General features: G+C 42.7%; 20 protein-coding genes. 9 read left to right on the top strand and 11 right to left on the bottom strand.

Annotation, left to right across the window (positions count from 1 at the left end; genetic code table 11):
* Nucleotides 1–11: 11 nt before the first annotated feature.
* On the bottom strand, nt 12–1,277 hold the full coding sequence (locus tag P2W76_RS02320) for a DUF6600 domain-containing protein (protein ID WP_276345865.1): 1,266 nt from the start codon (nt 1,275–1,277) through the stop codon (nt 12–14).
* Between the two features lie 239 nt (nt 1,278–1,516).
* On the opposite strand from P2W76_RS02320, the gene P2W76_RS02315 reads away from it, so the two are divergent.
* Nucleotides 1,517–2,227, top strand: a complete 711-nt coding sequence (locus P2W76_RS02315) for an SAM-dependent methyltransferase (protein ID WP_276345864.1) — start codon at nt 1,517–1,519, stop codon at nt 2,225–2,227.
* Between the two features lie 62 nt (nt 2,228–2,289).
* Here the strand turns inward: P2W76_RS02315 and P2W76_RS02310 are convergent, their stop codons facing one another.
* The 4 genes from P2W76_RS02310 to P2W76_RS02295 form a co-directional block, all read right to left on the bottom strand.
* Nucleotides 2,290–2,889, bottom strand: a complete 600-nt coding sequence (locus tag P2W76_RS02310) for a tRNA-(ms[2]io[6]A)-hydroxylase (protein ID WP_276345863.1) — start codon at nt 2,887–2,889, stop codon at nt 2,290–2,292.
* Nucleotides 2,890–2,960: 71 nt separating this feature from the next.
* Nucleotides 2,961–3,533: a nicotinate (nicotinamide) nucleotide adenylyltransferase gene (gene nadD / locus P2W76_RS02305; RefSeq protein WP_276345862.1), complete on the bottom strand. Its 573-nt coding sequence runs from the start codon at nt 3,531–3,533 to the stop codon at nt 2,961–2,963.
* 18 nt (nt 3,534–3,551) lie between these two features.
* A complete protein-coding gene (gmk, locus tag P2W76_RS02300) occupies nt 3,552–4,118 on the bottom strand; it encodes a guanylate kinase (protein WP_276345861.1) in 567 nt (188 codons plus the stop codon).
* A gap of 102 nt (nt 4,119–4,220) precedes the next feature.
* A complete protein-coding gene (locus tag P2W76_RS02295; protein WP_276345860.1) occupies nt 4,221–5,096 on the bottom strand; it encodes a YicC/YloC family endoribonuclease in 876 nt (291 codons plus the stop codon).
* A gap of 111 nt (nt 5,097–5,207) precedes the next feature.
* Between P2W76_RS02295 and P2W76_RS02290 the strand changes: the two genes are divergently transcribed.
* Complete coding sequence (locus P2W76_RS02290) at nt 5,208–5,978, top strand: hypothetical protein (protein ID WP_276345859.1); 771 nt, start codon at nt 5,208–5,210, stop codon at nt 5,976–5,978.
* Here P2W76_RS02290 and P2W76_RS02285 read toward each other — a convergent pair.
* From P2W76_RS02285 to P2W76_RS02265, 5 genes are all read right to left on the bottom strand, one after another.
* Complete coding sequence (locus P2W76_RS02285; protein ID WP_276345858.1) at nt 5,975–6,721, bottom strand: lysophospholipid acyltransferase family protein; 747 nt, start codon at nt 6,719–6,721, stop codon at nt 5,975–5,977. The genes P2W76_RS02290 and P2W76_RS02285 overlap by 4 nt on opposite strands.
* Nucleotides 6,718–8,361 carry a glycosyltransferase family 39 protein gene (locus tag P2W76_RS02280; RefSeq protein ID WP_276345857.1) on the bottom strand — a complete coding sequence of 548 codons (1,644 nt, stop codon included), beginning with the start codon at nt 8,359–8,361 and terminating at the stop codon, nt 6,718–6,720. The genes P2W76_RS02285 and P2W76_RS02280 overlap by 4 nt, the downstream gene beginning before the upstream one ends.
* A gap of 1 nt (nt 8,362) precedes the next feature.
* Complete coding sequence (gene rnc, locus P2W76_RS02275; RefSeq protein ID WP_276345856.1) at nt 8,363–9,091, bottom strand: ribonuclease III; 729 nt, start codon at nt 9,089–9,091, stop codon at nt 8,363–8,365.
* Between the two features lie 75 nt (nt 9,092–9,166).
* On the bottom strand, nt 9,167–10,420 hold the full coding sequence (gene fabF, locus P2W76_RS02270; RefSeq protein WP_276345855.1) for a beta-ketoacyl-ACP synthase II: 1,254 nt from the start codon (nt 10,418–10,420) through the stop codon (nt 9,167–9,169).
* Between the two features lie 21 nt (nt 10,421–10,441).
* On the bottom strand, nt 10,442–10,678 hold the full coding sequence (locus tag P2W76_RS02265) for an acyl carrier protein (RefSeq protein WP_008508386.1): 237 nt from the start codon (nt 10,676–10,678) through the stop codon (nt 10,442–10,444).
* Between the two features lie 148 nt (nt 10,679–10,826).
* On the opposite strand from P2W76_RS02265, the gene P2W76_RS02260 reads away from it, so the two are divergent.
* From P2W76_RS02260 to P2W76_RS02235, 6 genes are all read left to right on the top strand, one after another.
* Nucleotides 10,827–11,246, top strand: a complete 420-nt coding sequence (locus tag P2W76_RS02260; protein WP_276345853.1) for an IPExxxVDY family protein — start codon at nt 10,827–10,829, stop codon at nt 11,244–11,246.
* 60 nt (nt 11,247–11,306) lie between these two features.
* Complete coding sequence (gene pyk / locus P2W76_RS02255) at nt 11,307–12,737, top strand: pyruvate kinase (protein ID WP_276345852.1); 1,431 nt, start codon at nt 11,307–11,309, stop codon at nt 12,735–12,737.
* A 320-nt stretch (nt 12,738–13,057) separates the two neighbouring features.
* Nucleotides 13,058–16,375, top strand: a complete 3,318-nt coding sequence (locus P2W76_RS02250) for a vitamin B12-dependent ribonucleotide reductase (protein ID WP_276345851.1) — start codon at nt 13,058–13,060, stop codon at nt 16,373–16,375.
* A gap of 399 nt (nt 16,376–16,774) precedes the next feature.
* Complete coding sequence (locus tag P2W76_RS02245) at nt 16,775–17,887, top strand: hypothetical protein (RefSeq protein WP_276345850.1); 1,113 nt, start codon at nt 16,775–16,777, stop codon at nt 17,885–17,887.
* Between the two features lie 185 nt (nt 17,888–18,072).
* Nucleotides 18,073–18,585 carry a glutathione peroxidase gene (locus tag P2W76_RS02240; protein ID WP_276345849.1) on the top strand — a complete coding sequence of 171 codons (513 nt, stop codon included), beginning with the start codon at nt 18,073–18,075 and terminating at the stop codon, nt 18,583–18,585.
* A 1-nt stretch (nt 18,586) separates the two neighbouring features.
* On the top strand, nt 18,587–19,036 hold the full coding sequence (locus P2W76_RS02235; RefSeq protein ID WP_276345848.1) for a hypothetical protein: 450 nt from the start codon (nt 18,587–18,589) through the stop codon (nt 19,034–19,036).
* A 73-nt stretch (nt 19,037–19,109) separates the two neighbouring features.
* Here P2W76_RS02235 and P2W76_RS02230 read toward each other — a convergent pair whose 3' ends face one another.
* Nucleotides 19,110–19,700: a porin family protein gene (locus P2W76_RS02230; protein WP_276345846.1), complete on the bottom strand. Its 591-nt coding sequence runs from the start codon at nt 19,698–19,700 to the stop codon at nt 19,110–19,112.
* 353 nt (nt 19,701–20,053) lie between these two features.
* Between P2W76_RS02230 and P2W76_RS02225 the strand changes: the two genes are divergently transcribed.
* Nucleotides 20,054–20,248 (top strand): hypothetical protein, encoded by a 195-nt coding sequence (locus tag P2W76_RS02225; RefSeq protein ID WP_276345845.1) that lies wholly within the window; start codon nt 20,054–20,056, stop codon nt 20,246–20,248.
* The last annotated feature ends 296 nt before the right edge of the window (nt 20,249–20,544 follow it).

Below are 20,544 nucleotides of genomic sequence, written 5' to 3'. Positions count from 1 at the left end.
AACTCTCTATTCTATTGACCTCTCGACGGCCTTCCGCCACCGTTGCCGCGCTCAGAGCTTCTGCCGGAAGAGCTGCTGCCTCTATCAACAGAGCCGCCGCCCTGGGATCTCTGTCCGCTGCTATTCCCGCGGCTCATTTCCCGTTGTTGTGTTGGGCGCTCTGCTCTTTGCTCCCTTTGCGGCGCTGATGGTCTGCTTTGCTGTGGCTGGCGTTCCGCCACCTCGCGTCGCTCGCGCTGTGCAGAAGAGTTTCCTCCGATTGACTGGTTATCATAGGTTCGTGCGGAACGCTGGGAAGATGCCGGTAATTTTCGTTCTCCCTGCTGTGCAGCCCTCCGCTCGGTTGGCCTTGTATAAACGCGGTCTGGACGGTTGGTAACAGCACCCCGGTTTACAGAGTTATCACCTTGTCTTCCTGCGACTGTCCTGTCAGGCCTGCTACTCACAGATCCTCTGTTATCGCCGGATCTGTCGACTATTCGGGTATCTCCCCGGCCGTTAACTGTTCCTCTTGCATTGTCACTGGCACGTGCCGGTCTCGGAGTTTGAGCAGAGCCACGATTTACTTCAGGCCTGTTGTCACGTCCATTGGCGTAGCGACTCGGGCCCTGATTTCTCACGTCGTGTATCGTTACCGGCTGCCGAGTTGCTCTCCTGATCTCTTCCGCCCGGGGGCCAGTGTAATACCTGCTACGGTTATTGTATACGTAGGTATTATTGATGATCACGGTGTTGTGGTAAATGTTACCATACCTTCGGTAGTCATAACGTGGATAAGACCTGTAATAGATATGGCGCTGTGGTATAAACACCCACCAAAAACTTGGAATACGGCCAATATTGACATTAATATTTATACCGGGGCCAAGAGGAGCCCATCCGTAATGTCCGCCTCCGCTTCTCCAGCTTACCCAGGCCGGCCCCCATTCCCTGCCGGGGATCCATACCCAGCCTCTGCGGCTGTGATGATGCCAACGCCCGTAATGGAAGGGCGCCCATCCCCAATCGTAGTCTGATACCCAAGTATTACCATACTTGGTCATCTCCCAGTGACCGTTAGTGTAGTAAGGCCTGAATTCATCCTGATCAACATCCGGCCGCCACACCTTACCATATTGCGGATCATCAATCCACACACCGTAAGGTGATAGTTCTTCGTAAAATGTTTCGAGGGATACATCCTCGCCGTACTGTGCGTGCACAGGGGTAGAAATAAAGGATACCAGGGTTACTAGTATCCCAAACATAAAGGCCGTCAACTCATACTTTCTTTTCATGGCGCTTAAAATTTAATTTGTTCATTCTTAATGATAAGATGGTCATATTTGGTCGGGGGTTGTATTGTATCAGATTAATTACGATCGTTTCAGAGATAACGGATTAAGGCGTCAGTAATTGTGATTGATTTGTAACGATTTAAAGCTTGCTCACTGCGTAATATCGCTCCAGGGAGGTGACACGAACGATCTCAATCTTAGTTCCCTATAAAATCCCTATTTTTACTGAAATCTCAACTATGTCAATCGGTATCCTCTATTTAATCCCAGTGCCTCTGGCGGAAAACGCCTCTGCAAAATCTTTCACTCCGTATTTGGTTGATACCATTAACCATATTAACGAATATATCGTTGAGAACAGCAAGACAGCCCGCAAATTTTTAAAGGAAGCAGGATTAAAAACTCCTCAAAATGAATTGATTGTGCATGATTACGGAAAACATAATCGCGATAATAATATCAAGGAATTTTTTTTGGGCCTGCTTTCGGGCAGGGATGTGGGGCTGATGAGCGAAGCAGGCTGCCCTGGCGTAGCCGACCCCGGGTCTGAAATAGTTGCTTATGCACATATGCGGGGAATTAAAGTGGTACCGCTTGTAGGGCCAAGCTCTATCTTACTGGCGCTGATGGCGTCGGGCTTCAACGGCCAAAGCTTTACTTTCCATGGATACCTGCCGATAGACAAAATTGCACGTGCTAATAAGTTAAGAGAGCTCGAGAATGCCGCCGAGCGTTACGATCAAACCCAGATCTTTATAGAGACCCCATTTCGTAATAATCCAATGCTGGAAGAGATCCTTAGGAGCTGTAAATCCGAGACCAGACTGTGTATTGCGTGTGACCTGACTTCGGAACAAGAATTTGTTAAGACTAAATCAGTTAAGGACTGGAAAGCTGCTGTACCCGAATTGCACAAAAAGCCGGTAATATTCTTAATTTTTAAAAGGTAATTGCTTCGCTTCGAAATGAAAAACTCATTATCACTGCAAGCGAAGCAACGCAGTTTAAAGAGCTAGCCGTGTATACTTTCTGACTTCCCATAATTCTGGATCACCATAGCTTCGTAATCTAAAAATTCTTTCCATCGTTTCTCCACATCTATATCGCCGGCATATTTACGTGCCAGGCCGATAAACATCGTGTAGTGGGTAGCCTCGCTTACCATCAGCTCGTAATAGAACTTTGAAAGCTCTTCGTCTTTGATATGCTCTGACATAACTTTGAACCGCTCGCAGCTTCTGGCTTCGATCATAGCCGAAAACAGCAGCCGGTCAATCAGCTGGTCCTGCCGGCTTCCTCCTTTAATGATGAATTGCATCAGCTCATTCACATAATTGTCTTTCCGTTCTCTTCCCAGTACGAAACCCCGTGCAAGAATGATGTCGTGTACCCGTTTGAAGTGATCCATTTCTTCCTGTACAAGCATAGCCATCTCCTGTACGAGGTCAGAAAGGTTTGGGTTTTGAACGATCAGAGTTATAGCATTGCTGGCTGCTTTTTGTTCACAGAAAGCATGGTCAGTCAAAATTTCTTCGATATTGCTCTCAACTACGTTCTTTACCCACAGCGGGTCTGTAGGGAGTTGGAGCTTGAGTATGGTCTTTTCGCCCATAAGACGTTTTACGTTATACGTTGTACGTTTTACGTCTGAATGATCTGACAACGAACAACTAATGATAAATACTAATTGTATAAATTCTTGTTCTCTATGAATTTCAAAACTTTATCAGTTACAAAGTATTGAATATTCTTTTTTTCTTTAACAGATCTGCGGATAAAGGTTGCCGACAGCTCCATCAGCGGGGTGTCTGTTATGTGTACTGAGGGGTGGCTTAGAAGTTCGGCATTTTCAAATCCGGGTCGCGGATAAACATGAATTAGATAGTCGCGGAGTATCAGCTCGTAGTTCTTCCATTTTTTCAGCGACACCAGGTTGTCCGATCCCATGATCAGGCTGAACTGATGTTCAGGATATTTTTCATGGAGATGGGTCAGGGTATCAATCGTATAGGATGGTTGCGGTAATTTAAGCTCCACATCGCTGACGCGGATATTATCAGCATCATCTGTTGCGAGCTTACTCATTTCCAGGCGATCGTACATGTTAATCAGGTCGCTTTTTTCTTTTAAGGGGTTGTGAGGCGATACTATCAACCAAACCTGATCAAGATCGGTATGATTAGCCATATAATTTGCAATAATCAGGTGGCCAATATGTATGGGATTAAAAGAACCGAAAAATAAGCCGACCTTCATCGCATTATCATTGAATGATCAATCTTTTAAAAAATCTGTTACCAGCTTTTCCGCTTCAGCACAAGCCACTGTTAAATCATGGTTCTTTAATACCACGTCAAACCTGCTTGAGTATTGAAGTTCCTTATCTGCTTTTTTAATGCGTTCAGCCAGTTTTTCAGGTTTATCAGTTCCCCGGCTGGTCAGGCGTTCAACAAGAACTTCAAGGGATGGAGGGTCGACGAAAATAGCCAAGGCGTTTTCACCATACTTCCTTTTGAGGTGCAGACCTCCCTCCACATCGATATCAAATATCACATGTTTTCCGGTAGCCCAGATCCGTTCGATCTCAGAACGTAGCGTGCCATAAAATGTGCCGGAATAAACCTCCTCAAATTCTACGAATTCCTTTTGTGCTATTTTGTGAAGAAAGTCAGACTGTGATATAAAATAATAGTCTTTAGCATCAATCTCATCTCCCCTTCTTTCTCTGGTTGTAGCAGAAATAGAAAAAGAAAGGGTCGGTATAGTTTTTAATAAATGATGGACTATCGTAGTCTTACCGGCGCCTGAGGGGGCTGAAAATATGATGAGTTTACCTTTCATGTTGTAAGTTGTACGTGTTACGTTGTACGTCTGCTCGGCTACTTTTGAATTATATTGGTACGTCTGTAAGAAACTTAAAACGTATCACTTAAAACGTATAACTTATAATACGTTTAATAATTGTTCCTTTATCTTCTCCAATTCCTCTTTCATCCCAACTACAATCTGCTGCATCTTAGCGTCATTAGCTTTTGATCCCATGGTATTTATTTCGCGTCCTATTTCCTGGGAAATGAAGCCTAATTTTTTACCATTAGCATCCTTGTCTTTAAGGGCTTCCAGGAAATAATCCAGGTGGCTTTTAAGGCGAATTTTCTCTTCAGTTATATCAAGTTTATCTATATAATAGATCAGCTCTTGTTCAAAGCGGTTTTTATCTATATTTTCCTTCCCTGCTGCTTCTTCTAAAAAATGGTTCAGGCGTTCCCGGATTGCTGGAATACGATGTGGTTCCTGTTCTGAAACCAGGCGCATGCCTTCAGAAATATTATTTATCCGGAGTATAAGGTCCTGCTTTAAAATATTCCCCTCATCACGTCTAAAGTTCTGGAAATTGGCGAGCGCTTCCTCGAATGTTTTATATACGGTTTTCCATTCGTCCTCTGTATTCTCGTCAGCCGTATACTGTATTACATCGGGGAAATTTAACGCTATCTGCAAGATATTGCTTCCTGAATCGCCTAGTTCGTCTGCGGAATTTTTAAGCTGTTCGTAATAGTGTCTAAGCAGCGGTTGGTTGATTGTGGAAGTTTTAAGTGTGGCTTCAGCATATTCTACATTCACACTTATATTTACTTTTCCACGTTCAATCTGTTTGCTGCAATCGTTCCTTAAAACAAATTCCTTATCCGATAACGCCTTTGGCATCTTTAAAGAAAGTTCAAGGAACTTGCTGTTTAATGATTTGATCTCTACGGTATATTTTGCGTTTGCAAAATCTTTGGTGGCCAAACCGTATCCTGTCATGGATTTTATCATCGGGCAAAGATAAGATTTAATACCTAAAGGTACTTAGACTGGTTAGATCACATTTAACATTATTTAAGGGGTTTGGGTTACTCTAATTGTTAATTTTAAGCGAATAATATTATGAAGCAACATTTGCCCGGATTTTTTTGCATGCTCATCATTCTTCTTTGGAATGCCGGCAGGCTAAGTGCCCAGAATATTGTGCAGGGGTTACTGTTGGAAAAAGCCGGCGCTTCGCGCGTGGCAAATGTTTCTGTTCTTAATAAAAATACTGGTTCAAAAGCATTAAGTAACGAATTGGGACTGTTTCAAATTTCTGCTGCGACGGGCGATACTCTTTTATTCTCTAAATCCGGATATGTCGATATTATTAAGCCGCTTTTATCGATGACCGACCTGGTACTGCAGATGCAAAGGGTGATTGAACTGGCGGAGGTGAAAGTCTTGGGCCAGAGCAAACAGGAAGAGTTTCAGGAGTTTAAAGATCAATATCGCAAGAAAGGTTCCTTTTATAGAGGCAAACCGCCATTACTCGCTTATTTTTTCCAGCCTCTTACCGCTTTATACGAATTGGTGGGGAAAACTCCAAACCAGGCAAAGCGATTTAACTTATTTTACATCAGAGAGATGGAGCAGACGGAGATCGATCGCAGATTTAATGCTGTGTTTGTGGGCAAGATGACCGGGCTTGCTGATGCCGATCTGAAAAACTTCATGGTTCTTTACCGGCCAGCTTATGAAAACTTGTCGGCGATGGACGAATACGCCCTTATCAGCTATCTCAAAAGATCAGTCGAATCTTTTAACAAATCGGGGAGACCCAAGGGCTTATTAAGTTTGCCAGCCTTGCCGAAGGCACCTGATCTAACAGAAAGAAACCTGAAATACTAGCCGTAAGTTTCGATAAGGCTGGACATTCGCTTATGGACCCTCGCTTTTAAATCGTCCAGGTTTTCTGCAACTAAACCATAGATCTCAACAGGCTCGCCAAAAACGCAGGTGATCGTACCAGGTCTTGCAGCCAGCGGATCCGCTCTTGGAAATAGATTTCGGGCATTGATGATCACCATTGGTGCAATTGGGGTTTGGGTTTCGATCGCTAAGCGAAAAGCTCCATCGTAAAATTCAGTCAGGGCTCTATTTGTGCGGTTCATTGTGCCTTCGGGAAATATCAATATGGACTGTCCTTCTGCCAGATCTGCTTTTAATTGTTCCACGCTTTTGGCCCGGCTTTCCTTACTTGCGCGGTCGATCATGACAACCACCCTGCGATAAATGATCCCAAAAATTGGAACTCTCACCATTTCAATTTTGCCAAGCGGCTTAAAAGCGCCGGGAATTGCCCTGACTATCGCTACTGCATCCAGGTATGAGTTGTGATTACACACATAAATGTAAGCCTTTCCGGGCTTTATTGCTTTTTTGTTCTTTGTTCGAATGCTGAAAAAGCAAAAAGTGCAGAAAATCCATCCCCAAATGTTAAGGAAGAAGAAAATAATGTCGTCGCCCTTCTTTCCCCGTAATAAAGCGGAACAAGTGACTATGAACGGTAATACCAGAAGCATAGCTGAAATAAAGATCAGAAAACTCCAGATGATGAAGATCAGGGAGAGAATTCGTCTTAAAGCTTTCATGGATCCTTAAACTTATATAAGATATACCAGTGATCTTCTTTATTCGCCCTGTTATTAAACCTGTAAAACACACGGATGGCGGCGGGATCGGCAAAGCCCTCGGGGCTGATGTAAAAGCCTTTATGCGACTTATTTTCAGTATACTTAAGTATATGATCGGTGTATCGTGACAAGTAGAACGACGTTTGGAAAGTGAGATAGGTAGGCTCGTTGCGGGTCAGGGTTACGAAGTTATGGCCTGCGAACTTTACGTTGTCGACTTTTAGCTCGGGCGGACCGCTAAGATATATCGGGTCAGCGCCGGTAATCTCCGACATTTTTAGCGCATCGGCTTTATAAGGATCGTTTTGTTTTTTTGTGGGAAGTATCACCAGATCAAATCCCATGCGCGCTACCAAAACAAGCAGAATCGACGCAAGGATACGCAGATAAGACTGATTTACCTTTGCATAAATAAGCCAGGCAAGTGTAGCCAGGCTAAGGGCAAGGCATAGAACTGAAGGAAATAGGGAATGTCTTAGTAGCCCGAAAACTGCCATCCCCGCGAGGCCCAATGTAACGGTTATTGCCACGAACAGGTAAAACCTCTTTATCCACAGATTGTCGGGTTTGAAATTGCAGGCTGCAGCCGCAAGCAATGAATAAACAAATGGGAAGAACATGTAAAGGTATCTTTCGCGTGTACCTGGTGAGAAAAGGTATACAAGACCGTTTGCTATGCAGAACCAAAAGCAGAAGGCTAAAAAAGGATTATCCCTCAATCGTTGTTTCCAATTGCTTTTTAAAGTGAGCAGAAATAAGAGAAACCAGGGCGCCGAAATTTTGATGAGCATCACCGGAAAATTAAAAAGGTGCTTAAAATTATCGACAATGCTTCTTTCCATGGCGGTCCTGGAGAAAGTTTCGGTGAACAGCCTTGCTAAATACGGATCCACGTCATGATGGAGGGAATATAGATAGAAATACCCTCCGGACGTTAAGGCGAGCAAAATTATACCGGCAAAATGCCACACCGAGAAAAGGCGCTTGAGATCTTTGTTCAAGAAGGCGATCACCAGCAGGGTGATGGCCTGAAAAAAGAGCGATGGGATGCCTTTAGTGAGAACACCCACGGCTGTCAGCAAATATGAACTTAAGTAAAGCCAGTGAATTTGTTTCTGCTGGTAGAAATGAAAGATTAATGCACATTGCGCATAAACGATTAGTGCGAAGAACAGATCTATTTCACCAAGCAAGGAAAAGTAAAAGAGAATATCGGCGCTGGTAATGTAAAAAAGAGCAGAAAGCAGGGCAGCCTGTCTACTGATATATTTCTTGCTTATCCAGTAATGAAGTGCTGCAGTGGCAAATACTGATAAGACAGAGGGCAGGCGAATGACCCATTCTGCCTTGCCGAACAAATTCATAAAACCGATGAGGATCCAGTTATATAAAGGGGGTTTATTATAATATAGCTCGCCGTTGGTTGTAGGTATAAGCCAATTATCTGCAATAAGCATTTCAAGGGCTACCAATGCTCGTCTTGGTTCTTCAAACAGAAGCTGGTACGAATTAAGCCGCAGAAAAAAAGCGACAGGAATAAGGATGATGATGGCAGTCAGCAGCCTTTTTTGATCCAAGTATGCTGAATATGCTTTCATCCTAGATCTTTAAGAATTCACAGGATTTTTCGGCGGCCAGTTTTTCAGCGTTTTTTTTGTTATAGTCCCTGCCTAATCCGCATAATTCGCCATCTACGGTTACCTGGACAGTAAACAGTTTCGAGTTTTCGCCCTCTGCATTGGGGATAATTTCAAAGGATATATCCTTGCTATGGCGCTGGCACCATTCGATCAGCTTGCTTTTAAAATTCGTTTCAGTAAGCTCAAGAGTATGAATATCAATATGGGGTTTGATAATGCGGGTGAGGAGAAAATTACGAGTAAAATCATAATCCTTATCCATATAAACGGCTCCGATCATTGCTTCAAACGTATCCCCAAGCAGCGAACCCTGTTTATTGGAGTAAGACAGGATCCGCGTATCAAATTCAATAAGCTCATCCAAACCCAGACGTTTGGCTAACTGATTCAAGTTTGAGCGGCTTACGATCTTGGAGCGCATTTCTGTCAGGAATCCTTCGTCTTTATATGGATACATTTTAAACAACAACTCCGCCACTACCGAACCGAGGATGGCGTCACCCAGGAACTCCAGCCTTTCATTGCTGTTTTTGGTTCCGTTTTTTAGTTCAACTGCTACCGAACGATGCCGGAATGCCATCCTGTATAGTCTTAAATTTCCGGGGACAAATCCCAGTAAGTTTCTAAGCGACCTGATATATTTTCGGTCCGGAGATAAATAAAGTTTATAAAGTCTGGAAACGGGCATTAACGAATATAAATCGGATAAAGACTAACTAATATACAGTTTTATTGATCCGGAATACTTGCGGTTTATACTATTTTACGCAGTGTATTTTTTGAAGATAACGGAGGCGTTATGCCCGCCAAAACCAAATGTATTGGATAATGCGGCATTTACAGTACGTTTTTGAGCTTTATTAAAAGTAAAGTTCAGTTTTGGGTCGAAACCTGGGTCATCGGTAAAATGATTAATTGTTGGAGGAACAATATCATTTTTGACAGCCAGGATTGCTGCAATTGCTTCAACAGCACCGGCAGCACCCAACAGGTGACCGGTCATTGATTTTGTAGAACTGATATTGAGTTTAAAAGCGTGTTCTCTGAACAGGTCAACGATCGCTTTTACCTCACTTATGTCTCCGAGAGGGGTCGAAGTTCCGTGAACGTTGATATAATCAATATCACCAGGTTGAAGTTCTGCATCACGTAAGGCATTGGTCATTACCAACTTGGCTCCAAGACCATCGGGATGTGGCGCCGTAATATGATTTGCATCTGCACTCATTCCACCACCAACCAGCTCGGCATAAATTTTTGCACCCCGGGCTTTCGCATGCTCCAGCTCTTCAAGTATTATGCTTCCTGCGCCTTCGCCTGCTACGAACCCATCACGATCCTTGTCAAAAGGGCGAGAGGCTGTTTTAGGGTCGTCATTGCGTGTGGAAAGAGCATGCATCGCATTGAAACCACCCAGGCCGGCTTCATAGATAATGGCTTCCGAACCTCCTGAAACGATCACATCAGCCATATTCAGGCGAATATAATTGAACGAGTCGATCAGCGCATTGGTTGATGAGGCGCAAGCAGAAACAGTAGAAAAATTAGGACCACGCAGGCCATGCCGGATAGAAATATGACCCGGTGCAATATCCAGGATCATTTTAGGAATAAAGAAAGGATTGAACCGCGGAGAACCATCGCCGTTAGCGAAGTTAACAACCTCATCAGTGAAGGTCTTCAATCCCCCGATACCTGAACCCCAGATAACACCGATCCGGTTAGTATCAAGGTTAGGAAAATCCAGGCCTGCGTCTTTTATAGCTTCATCGGAAGCTGCAATAGCATAATGTACAAATGGATCGAGTTTACGAGCCTCCTTTTTATCCAGAAAATCTTCAGGATTGAAATTTTTTACTTCGCAAGCAAATTTTGTGCGGAATTTCTCAGGGTCGTAATGAGTTATCGGACCGGCGCCGCTTACCCCATTGATAAGACTTTCCCAAAACTCGGGTACAGTATTTCCAATCGGAGTAAGCGCACCTAATCCTGTAACAACAACTCTTTTAAGCTCCATTTATATTGAGGGTGTCGTAAATTACTTTACGTTCTTTTCTAAATAAGCGATAGCTTGACCAACAGTGCCGATTGTTTCAGCCTGGTCATCAGGGATAGCTACGTTGAATTCCTTTTCAAACTCCATGATTAACTCCACGGTGTCCAATGAATCAGCACCAAGATCATTGGTGAAAGATGCCTCTGGTGTAACTTCACTTTCGTCAACACCTAATTTTTCAACGATAATTGCTTTAACTCTTGAAGCGATATCAGACATGGTTTTTTAGTTTAATTGTTAAATAATTCTGTGCAAAGAAAAATAAATTATGTCAATTTTCAAACCTTTTTGTTTTAGCCTGTGATATATCATACAATTTAGACTGCAAAGCGTTTTACTTTTGTAATTTTATATTTTTCACACAGCCTTGAATAAAACTATCTTAAAATTCGAATTAGACCTTGACTTTGTGCTGATTGCTATAACAACACAACTCAGGGATTATATGCTTTGTTATAAAATTAACAAACAGCTGGGTACCGACTTTACTAAAATTAATGATTTAGAAATGTTATTCAGTACCGATGAAGAATTATTTTATTTCAGCAGATACTTCTATATGATACCGGAGTCGGAAACGGAATTTTACGTGCTTGCTAATAAAGGAACAGAAGGTTTTTTAGTTCCTGAAATGAAGCAGGTAGATTTCTTTTTGCTGATACGTAATTACATCGATAAAGATGAGCTGAGGGATATATTGAGTGGGTTAAACCGGATTTCGGAGGTGCTTGTGGCAGCCGAAGTTGACCCCAGAAAATTGAAATCCAAAGAAAATCTCATATTTTAGCGGGCTGAATGGTGTCAATTGTACACTATTCCCTTCAAATTTTAAACAAAACACATAAAGATGAAAGCGGTTCATAACAGAACTAAAATAGTGGCTACTCTGGGCCCTGCCTCTTCCAAGAAAGAAGTATTGCTGAGTATGATAAAGGCAGGTGTAGACGTTTGCAGACTAAATTTCTCCCACGGGGGCCAGGCAGATCATCAAAAGGTGATTGATATAATCCGTGACATAAATAAGAAATATAAGACTAACGTTGGCATTCTTGCTGATCTTCAGGGACCAAAGATCCGTATCGGACTGGTTAAAGACGGAGGGATAAATCTGGTTAGCGGGCAAAAGATCGAAATCACTACAAAGGAGCTTCTGGGTGATGATAAGCAGATTTATATCACCTATCAGAGCTTTCCGAGCGACGTTCGTGCAGGGGAGATAATTCTTCTTGATGACGGTAAGATTCAGATGCGGGTTTTGTCAACCAATAATAAGGATACTGTGCAGTGTGAGGTTGTTTACGGAGGAAACCTGACTTCCCGCAAAGGAGTTAACCTTCCAAATACAAAGGTCTCGATTCCAAGCCTGACAGAAGAGGATCTTAATAACCTTGAGTTTGCTTTACAGAATGATGTGGAATGGATTGGCTTGTCTTTTGTCAGGTCTGTTGATGATATTATAGAATTAAAGCGCATTATAGCAAGAAGCGGGAATGCAGCCCGTGTTATTGCCAAAATAGAGAAGCCGGAAGCGATAGACAATATTGATGAGATCATTGAGGCTACTGATGGTGTGATGGTGGCGAGAGGAGATCTGGGGGTTGAGATGCCGATGGAGCAGGTTCCTATGCTTCAGAAGATGATAGCGAAGAAATGCCGTGCTGCATCAAAGCCGGTTATCGTGGCTACTCAAATGCTTGAAAGTATGATTACTTCGCCCCGCCCAACGCGTGCGGAGGTGAACGACGTAGCAAACTCGGTGCTTGATGGCGCCGACGCAGTAATGCTCAGCGGCGAAACTTCGGTTGGTGATTATCCGATCATAGTAATTGAAACGATGCAGAAGATCGTAAGGAACGTTGAAGAAACTGATTATCCGTTTAATAATCCGAAGAAGTTGAATATTAAATCACCTACTTATATGGGTGATGCAGTATGCGGATCAGCCGTATTTCTTGCAGAGAAAACTAATGCCGTGGGGATTATTTCTATGACGTCGTCTGGTTACACGGCTTTTGAGATTTCAAGCTATCGTCCCAAGGCGGCTACATTTATTTTCACCAGTAATGTGAAACTTTTGAATACCCTAAGCTTACTCTGGGGAGTTCGTGGGTTCTTTTATGATAAGTTTGAAAGCACGGACAAAACTATCCGGGAAGTGAACCAGATCCTTAAATCTGAAAAGCTGGTCGAAGTAGGTCAGGTGGTTATTAATACTGCGGCTATTCCCATTGAAAAAAAGGGTAAGACAAATATGATCAAGGTTACTTTTATCGAGTAAGGACAACGCTGGTACATCGTAATCGGGGATAAAAAAAGCCGGCATTTGCCGGCTTTTTTTATCCCCGGCTTTGTGTAATATAAACCCTGAAAATTGGGTCTTTTTTTGAGTTTTCCACACCCTTAAGTTTCTTTAAACCATACCATTACTGGTACAAGAAGTGCTGGTGTATCGATACACTAACAAGCTGTGGAAAACTCTCATTCAATATAAATCCCGCCAACTGATAGATTTGATTAAAAACCTCTAAACTTTTTTCAGGAGGTAAGTCACTCACTAACAACATCAACGATCTCACTAACAACATCAATTATATAATTATGGGTAAAGCATCTTCAAACACAGCCGCAAAAGGAGCCGGAAAGGGTCTTGGTTTCCAGCGCTACTTCACAAAAGCAGGAGTAGACGTTTATGATCTGTTCAACTATGAAAAACGTACATCGGTTATCCGGAACCCGGCGGGCGATGCGGTGTTCGAAATGAAGAATGTGGAAGTCCCGGCAAGCTGGAGCCAGGTAGCTACAGATATCCTTGCGCAAAAATATTTCCGTAAAGCAGGAGTACCGCAGCCAGACGGTTCAACCTCGTCTGAAACCAGTATCAAACAGGTAGCCCACCGTATGGCTAACTGCTGGAAGGTCTGGGGCGAGCGTTACAACTATTTTGCCAGCAAAGAAGATGCTAATATATTTTATGATGAGCTGGTTTACACCATTGTTGGTCAGCTTGCTGCACCTAATTCTCCTCAATGGTTTAATACAGGCTTGCACAGTTCTTATGGAATTACAGGAAAGCCTCAGGGTCATTATTTTGTAAACCCCGAAACAGACAAGCTGGAAAAATCAACATCTGCATATGAACGTCCGCAGCCTCACGCATGTTTCATTCTTTCGGTTAACGACGATCTGGTAAATGACGGTGGTATCATGGATCTTTGGGTTCGCGAAGCACGCATTTTCAAATATGGCTCGGGTGTGGGTACTAATTTTTCTGCTATCCGCGGAGAAAGCGAGAAGCTGTCAGGCGGAGGCTATTCATCGGGCTTAATGTCGTTCCTTAAAATAGGAGATCGTGCTGCAGGGGCGATCAAATCGGGAGGAACTACCAGACGAGCTGCTAAAATGGTTTGTCTTGACCTGGACCATCCGGAAATTGAGGGCTTCGTAAACTGGAAAGTTGAGGAAGAAAAGAAAGTAGCCGCATTAATAGCTGCAGGCTACTCGTCAGACTACGAAGGTGAAGCCTATCGTACAGTTTCCGGCCAAAATTCCAATAATTCAGTTCGTGTTCCGAATTCATTCTTCAAAGCCTTAAACGAAGGCGGAAACTGGGACCTGATCGGACGCATCAGCGGAAATCCGGTTAAATCTATTTCAGCGGAAAAATTATGGAATGATATTTCCTTCGCGGCCTGGGCTTGCGCGGATCCGGGTATTCAGTATGATACAACCATTAACGAATGGCATACATGCCCTGAAGGCGGTCGTATCAATGCATCTAACCCATGCTCGGAATATATGTTCCTGGATAACACTGCGTGTAACCTTGCCTCAATCAACCTTGCACATTTTTTCGATCCTCAAACACTGATATTCGATGTGAAAGGTTTCGAACACGCTTGTCGTGTGTGGACCGTGGTTCTTGAGATTTCTGTATTGATGGCTCAATTCCCGTCGAAAGAAGTGGCTCAGCTATCCTACGATTACCGTACGCTTGGTTTGGGTTATGCTAACCTCGGTTCTATGCTGATGGTTGCCGGTATTCCATACGATAGCGATAAAGCCCGTGCAATTGGCGGTGCAATAACAGCTGTAATGACTGGTACAGCCTATGCAACCTCGGCTGAAATGGCGAAAGAATTAGGAACATTCAAGAAATATAACGAGAATAAAAAGCACATGCTGCGTGTAATGCGCAATCATCGTTATGCTGCTTATAATAACGATTCATACGAGGGACTGGAGATAGCGCCTCCGGGAATTGATCCAAAGTATTGCCCTGATTATCTGTTGTCTGCCGCATGTAATTCCTGGGATAGGGCTGTCGAGTTGGGTGAAAAATATGGTTATCGCAATGCTCAAACTACTGTGATCGCACCAACCGGAACAATCGGCCTGGTGATGGATTGCGATACGACCGGAATTGAGCCAGATTTTGCTTTAGTGAAATTTAAGAAGCTATCTGGTGGCGGTTATTTTAAGATCATCAATCAGGGCGTACCTGCAGCCTTACGTAATCAGGGTTACCAGGAGCACGAAATTGAGGCTATCGTTAACTATGCTAAAGGCGCGGCTACTTTACAAGGAGCACCACATATCAATTTCGATAGTCTTGCAGCTAAAGGTTTTACGCAGGATGAGCTTGAGAGGATCGATAAATCTTTGCTGGCAGCTTTCGAAATAGGGTTTGTGTTCAATCAATGGAGCCTTGGTGAAGAGTGTCTGAACCGTTTAGGATTTAAATCTGAGCAATATTCTTCACCGGATTTCAACTTATTACGGGCTATCGGTTTTAACCGTCAGCAGATCGCGGAAGCAAATGAATATATCTGTGGTACAATGACCGTCGAGGGCGCGCCTTATTTGAAAGAAGAGCATTATGCGATTTTCGACTGTGCTAACAAATGCGGACAAAAAGGTGAGCGTTTTATACATGCACATGGTCATATCAAGATGATGGCAGCTGCTCAACCATTCCTTTCAGGCGCGATCTCCAAGACGATCAACTTACCGAACGAGGCGACAGTTGATGAGATTAAAGATTGTTATGAGTTGTCGTGGAAGCTTGCTTTAAAGGCAAATGCGCTTTACAGGGATGGTTGTAAATTATCTCAGCCTCTTTCTACTAAATCTGCAGACAGCAAGGAAGATAAGCTGGATACAGTGGAAGAGGTTCTTGGTCAGGCTGCGAACGTTAAATTGAGCGACCTAACCGCGGATCAGGTACTCGAGGCCGCAAGAGCAATCCTGGAACGTTCCACTGATACGAAGTTCAAAAGACAATTATCATCGGTGGTAGAACGCAAGAACTTGCCTGGCAAACGTGGTGGATTCACTCAAAAGGCTGCTGTTGGCGGACAGACTGTATTTGTTCGTACCGGAGAATATGAGGATGGTACTTTAGGTGAGATCTTTGTGGATATGCACAAAGAAGGTGCAACATTCCGCTCATTGATGAACTGTTTTGCAATCGCTGTGTCTGTGGGATTACAGTATGGTGTTCCGTTGGAAGAATTCGTTGATAAGTTCACATTCACTCGTTTCGAGCCTTCAGGAATGGTTAGTGGCCATGACAATATCAAAAGCTCAACGTCCATTATCGATTATATTTTCAGAATGCTTGGCTACGAGTATCTGAGCCGTACAGACCTGGTTCACGTGATCACGGAGCAGAATGCTGTCCTCGGAAATCCGCAGATGAGCGATGAGGATGTAAATAATGACACAAGCAATACGTTTGCGGAAGCGTCGGTTACCAACCCCGCGCCCGCATCGAACCTGAAGCTGAAGCCTGTTCTGGATATTTCAGGTGGAGGCCAGTCAGATGCACCAGCATGTGGTAACTGTGGCCACATTATGGTAAGATCAGGTACTTGTTACAAGTGTTTGAACTGCGGTACGCAGGGAGGATGTTCTTAAAGCCTGAAAGTTCGAAGTGTCTGTTGATATACACAGCGTGTAAAAGGCGAAAGATGTTCTTAATGCCCGGTGTTAGTTTCCGGTTTTAGTTTGAACAGTATGTTAATTGAGGAGGCCGCGTGAAAACGCGGCTTTTTTATTTATATAGGTTGTTAACCGCTTTTTCAAAAGAAATTTTATGGATGGAAAAAACAAAATCACAAATAATCTTATTCGATCTATTTTTCTATTAACTTTAATTCGTCTTAATTCAAACCAACAGTAAAACAAGGAATTAAGTACGCTTTAAGAATGCGCTCTCTGAATTCACATCTAAGTAAGGGGTGTTATTTTTACTTTCAGGCATTTTGTAATTAATCGTACACACACCTTAATCAATATTCATTTAAATAACGCAATATGAAAAAACCTTTACTCTTTTTATTTTTCTTTTATCTGGCAACTTATACTTACGGGCAGGGCTGCGTATCAATCAGGCACTTTGGAGTTTGCTCTGCCGGTACAAGTCATGGTGCTCTCGAGAAGGGCGATATCCAGGCAGCAGTTAATTACCGGTACTTTAAATCTTTCCGACATTTTCGGGGAACTCATGAAGAAACAGACAGGGTCACTAACGGAACTGAGGTTATTAATAATTCCCATAATTGGGAATATTCAATAAATTATTGGCTATCCGGAAAGACCAGTTTGGTCCTTGGCATTCCAATGCAAATAAATACAAGATCTTCTTTGTACGAGCATGGAAGAACTGAGCGAAATATGACTTTTTCAAGAGGCTTAGGTGATGTTAGAGTGGGTGTTCAGCAGTGGCTGCTTGCACCGGGCTCAAAAGGCTGGAATCTACAGCTTGGATCTTCCCTGAAGTTACCTACAGGAAATTTTAATTCAACGGATATCTTCTACAATGTTGGGGTTAACGGTACACCGGAAGTGCGGCCCGTTGATCAGTCTATCCAATTAGGAGATGGTGGCTTCGGGGTGATTTTGGAATCCCAATTGTATGTGGAGCTCAGTGAAAAGATGTTCTTAAGTTCTGGCGCTTTCTACCTTGTTAATCCAAGAGAAACCAATAAAATAAGAACTTTCAGGGAAAAACTTAGTCCCACCCTGGCCAATGAATCGATCATGTCAGTACCTGATCAGTTTTCCACCAGAGTCGCAATTAATTATTCGATAAAACAGTCTGGCAGTATTTCAATGGGAGCACGTTATGAGGGAGTCCCGGTAAAAGATATCGTTGGTGGTAGTGCGGGTTTCAGGCGCCCGGGAAATATTTTATCACTGGAGCCAGGTTTTTCATTCATGAAGAAAAATATAGGCTTTAATGTGAATGTTCCTGTGGCACTGAGAAGAAATCGTCCGCAAAGTGTTACGGATCTGGACTATCAGAAGTCAACCGGAACCTTCAAGCAGGGAGACGCAGCGTTCGCTGACTACGCGCTGAACATTGGGATACAATATCTGTTTAAAAAGAAACAAACAACAGCGCCTCAGTTTGTTATTCCAAGGTAACACGGATTTAGATTAGGATTTTAAACGGATGGAAAGCGTTTAAAATCCTAATTGTGTAATATTCATACAATAGCACAGGTAAAAACTTTAATTTTTAAATACTTATGTCGTATTTTTATAATATGAAACTGCCGTGAGTTGGAGCTCATGCGAATCTCATAGCCATAAAAATAAATTAAGTACTTATGAAAACACTCCTATTAATTCTGGCCATGGCCTTGACGACAGCGCCATCGACGATATATACTTTCAAGGTCCAAAATATTGATGGAAAAGCTTTGGATCTTAAAAAGTACAAAGGCAAGAAAATCCTTATTGTAAATACCGCGTCAAAATGTGGATATACAAAGCAGTATGCTGATCTGCAAAAGCTTGCCGATACTTATAAAGGCAAATTAGTAGTAATTGGGTTCCCTGCAAATAACTTCGGTGGGCAAGAGCCGGGCGAGAATCTAAACATTAAGGAATTTTGTCAGAAAAATTTTGGAGTAACTTTCCCGCTGGCCGAAAAGAGCAGCGTAAAAGGAGATGATATCAATCCATTGTTCAAATATTTAACCACAGCCGCTAACCCGGATTTTACCGGCGATATTAAATGGAACTTTGAAAAATTCCTGATTGATGAGAAGGGTCAGCTTATTCACAGGTTTAGATCAGCAGTTACACCAATGTCGCCTGAGATAACGAAGTACCTGTAATATGCGCGGTTTCTCACGGAAAGTAGCAGTACTCATCGCGTTGTTTCTCCTTGTTTTTTCGCAAGGTTTCTCTTTTTCAGCAGTTGATGATAAGGAAGATCTGGCTGTGCTTACAGACGGTTTTGCTGTTGCAATGTCCAAAAAGGACAAGGCCTGGATGGACGTAAATTTTACCCCCGAGTGTGTGACGTATGTCCCTAATGGCCAAACGCTGGATAGACAAACAACGATACACGCGTTCACGGGAGGCGTATATTATATAACGAAGGCCTCTGCCAGTAACAAAGCATTTATGGTTGCCGGTATCGGTGCAGGCGGGTCGGCTGATTATACCGTGGAGGGTACACTGTCTGATGGTAACGATATATCCGGGACCTATAAGCTTACCTTCAAGTTTAAGAAGGGTGTTGCAGGATGGAAGATATCTGAGATCTTAATTCATGGTGAATAAGAGGGTCAAGCCAAGAAATAAAAAAAGAGCCATCCGTAAACGGGTGGCTCTTTTTGTAATTTAAAGGGGCTCTTTATTTAAATCCTAAAGCCAGTCCTACGTTGATGACCTGGTTTTTCAAATCGCTGTTTCCTGATTCATCAGTATAAAGATTCTGGAAATCCGTAGCGTAACTTGCGTTTAGCATTACTGAACCGAAGTTGTAGCTAAGACCTACTTTACCACCCGCCAGCGATTTACGATAAGAATCGTTACTTCCTTCAAATGTGGTCGTAGAATTACCGTTTACAAGCTTCGTTTCCTGATCCAGGAAAAAGGAAACCTGTGGTCCAGCGAACAATCCAAATGCCGGGGTAACATTGTATTTGGCAACCAAAGGAATATCGATGTAGGTAATCTTCGATTTAACTTCGCTGTTAAGAGCTGTAGTGAACTCAGCACCCTTTTGCGAATATTCCGCTGCCGGCTCAAAAGAGAATGCCGATGATAAAGGAATGTTAACGAATAGCCCGGCTGCTAAGCCAGTATTGAATTCGCTTTCCGGGTCCGGATCACCTGCAAATTTTGCAAAGTTAACTCCTGCCTTAACTCCAACCTGTGGGCTTTGTGCCTGTGCGAAACCTGCAAATAGCAGTGCCGCGCCTAAAATCATTATTTTTTTCATGATGATATATTCTATTTATTAATAATTGCAGCTCATTATGAAAACATCATGCCAATAACGTTGTTTATAGTTCGTTAATTCCGGTAATACAGTTTTAGGGGTTGATTTACAATCATTTAATAATCCTGCATACCTAGCCTGAATTATAACTTCAATCATAACCAACTGTTCAGGAAATCGGATACTCCCTGTTTTCAATCGCTTCACGGTCTTAGTTTTATATAAGTATTTGAATAACAGACTTTTTTTGGTTAAATCTCTTTGTGTTTTCAAATAATTAAATCAAAAATCAAGATTCAGGGTTTTGTAAACTGAACTGAATCATAAACAATTACATCTCAAAAACTACAATTATGAAGAATCTATTAATGATCGGCCTCGTTGCTGGATCAATAGTTACAGCATTATCATCCTGTAGTGCAACCCAGGAAGGGAGCAGTGTAACGGATTCCGCGAGCGTAGATAGCATGGCGGTTGATACGATGATGAGCGACACCACCCTGGTTGATTCCGTTGTTACTGATACATCCAAGCGCGACAGCATGTAGCAGTATTTGAATACAGCTCCCCGCTTTTTTAAGCAGGAGCTGTATCCTTTTTCCGGTATTAATTTTTGTTCTTGTTTATCTTTGCTTTTCATACTGCGCGAAAATGTACCTGGCCTTGCTCATAGCCTTTTATTTTATGATAAATATTCCAGGGATTTACTACGTCCGCAGAATTTTAAAACTGCGCTTAAAAGATGACCTCTCTGTATGGTTGTTTAGTATTTCATTAAGCCTGAGCGTGACTTTTTTCTTAGTTTTGCTTCTGTTAAGTTTATTCCTCAACTATAATTTCATTA

The sequence above is a fragment of the Daejeonella sp. JGW-45 genome, from assembly GCF_029360805.1.
Lineage (GTDB): Bacteria > Bacteroidota > Bacteroidia > Sphingobacteriales > Sphingobacteriaceae > Daejeonella.
This window is presented reverse-complemented; position numbering and strand designations above follow the sequence as displayed.

Excerpts from the sequence above, each read along its gene's own strand:
- P2W76_RS02320 (WP_276345865.1), bottom strand. The coding sequence starts at position 1,277 with ATGAAAAGAAAGTATGAGTTGACGGCCTTTATGTTTGGGATACTAGTA.
- P2W76_RS02315 (WP_276345864.1), top strand. The coding sequence starts at position 1,517 with ATGTCAATCGGTATCCTCTATTTAATCCCAGTGCCTCTGGCGGAAAAC.
- P2W76_RS02310 (WP_276345863.1), bottom strand. The coding sequence starts at position 2,889 with ATGGGCGAAAAGACCATACTCAAGCTCCAACTCCCTACAGACCCGCTG.
- nadD (WP_276345862.1), bottom strand. The coding sequence starts at position 3,533 with ATGAAGGTCGGCTTATTTTTCGGTTCTTTTAATCCCATACATATTGGC.
- gmk (WP_276345861.1), bottom strand. The coding sequence starts at position 4,118 with ATGAAAGGTAAACTCATCATATTTTCAGCCCCCTCAGGCGCCGGTAAG.
- P2W76_RS02295 (WP_276345860.1), bottom strand. The coding sequence starts at position 5,096 with ATGATAAAATCCATGACAGGATACGGTTTGGCCACCAAAGATTTTGCA.
- P2W76_RS02290 (WP_276345859.1), top strand. The coding sequence starts at position 5,208 with ATGAAGCAACATTTGCCCGGATTTTTTTGCATGCTCATCATTCTTCTT.
- P2W76_RS02285 (WP_276345858.1), bottom strand. The coding sequence starts at position 6,721 with ATGAAAGCTTTAAGACGAATTCTCTCCCTGATCTTCATCATCTGGAGT.
- P2W76_RS02280 (WP_276345857.1), bottom strand. The coding sequence starts at position 8,361 with ATGAAAGCATATTCAGCATACTTGGATCAAAAAAGGCTGCTGACTGCC.
- rnc (WP_276345856.1), bottom strand. The coding sequence starts at position 9,091 with ATGCCCGTTTCCAGACTTTATAAACTTTATTTATCTCCGGACCGAAAA.
- fabF (WP_276345855.1), bottom strand. The coding sequence starts at position 10,420 with ATGGAGCTTAAAAGAGTTGTTGTTACAGGATTAGGTGCGCTTACTCCG.
- P2W76_RS02265 (WP_008508386.1), bottom strand. The coding sequence starts at position 10,678 with ATGTCTGATATCGCTTCAAGAGTTAAAGCAATTATCGTTGAAAAATTA.
- pyk (WP_276345852.1), top strand. The coding sequence starts at position 11,307 with ATGAAAGCGGTTCATAACAGAACTAAAATAGTGGCTACTCTGGGCCCT.
- P2W76_RS02250 (WP_276345851.1), top strand. The coding sequence starts at position 13,058 with ATGGGTAAAGCATCTTCAAACACAGCCGCAAAAGGAGCCGGAAAGGGT.
- P2W76_RS02245 (WP_276345850.1), top strand. The coding sequence starts at position 16,775 with ATGAAAAAACCTTTACTCTTTTTATTTTTCTTTTATCTGGCAACTTAT.
- P2W76_RS02240 (WP_276345849.1), top strand. The coding sequence starts at position 18,073 with ATGAAAACACTCCTATTAATTCTGGCCATGGCCTTGACGACAGCGCCA.
- P2W76_RS02235 (WP_276345848.1), top strand. The coding sequence starts at position 18,587 with ATGCGCGGTTTCTCACGGAAAGTAGCAGTACTCATCGCGTTGTTTCTC.
- P2W76_RS02230 (WP_276345846.1), bottom strand. The coding sequence starts at position 19,700 with ATGAAAAAAATAATGATTTTAGGCGCGGCACTGCTATTTGCAGGTTTC.
- P2W76_RS02225 (WP_276345845.1), top strand. The coding sequence starts at position 20,054 with ATGAAGAATCTATTAATGATCGGCCTCGTTGCTGGATCAATAGTTACA.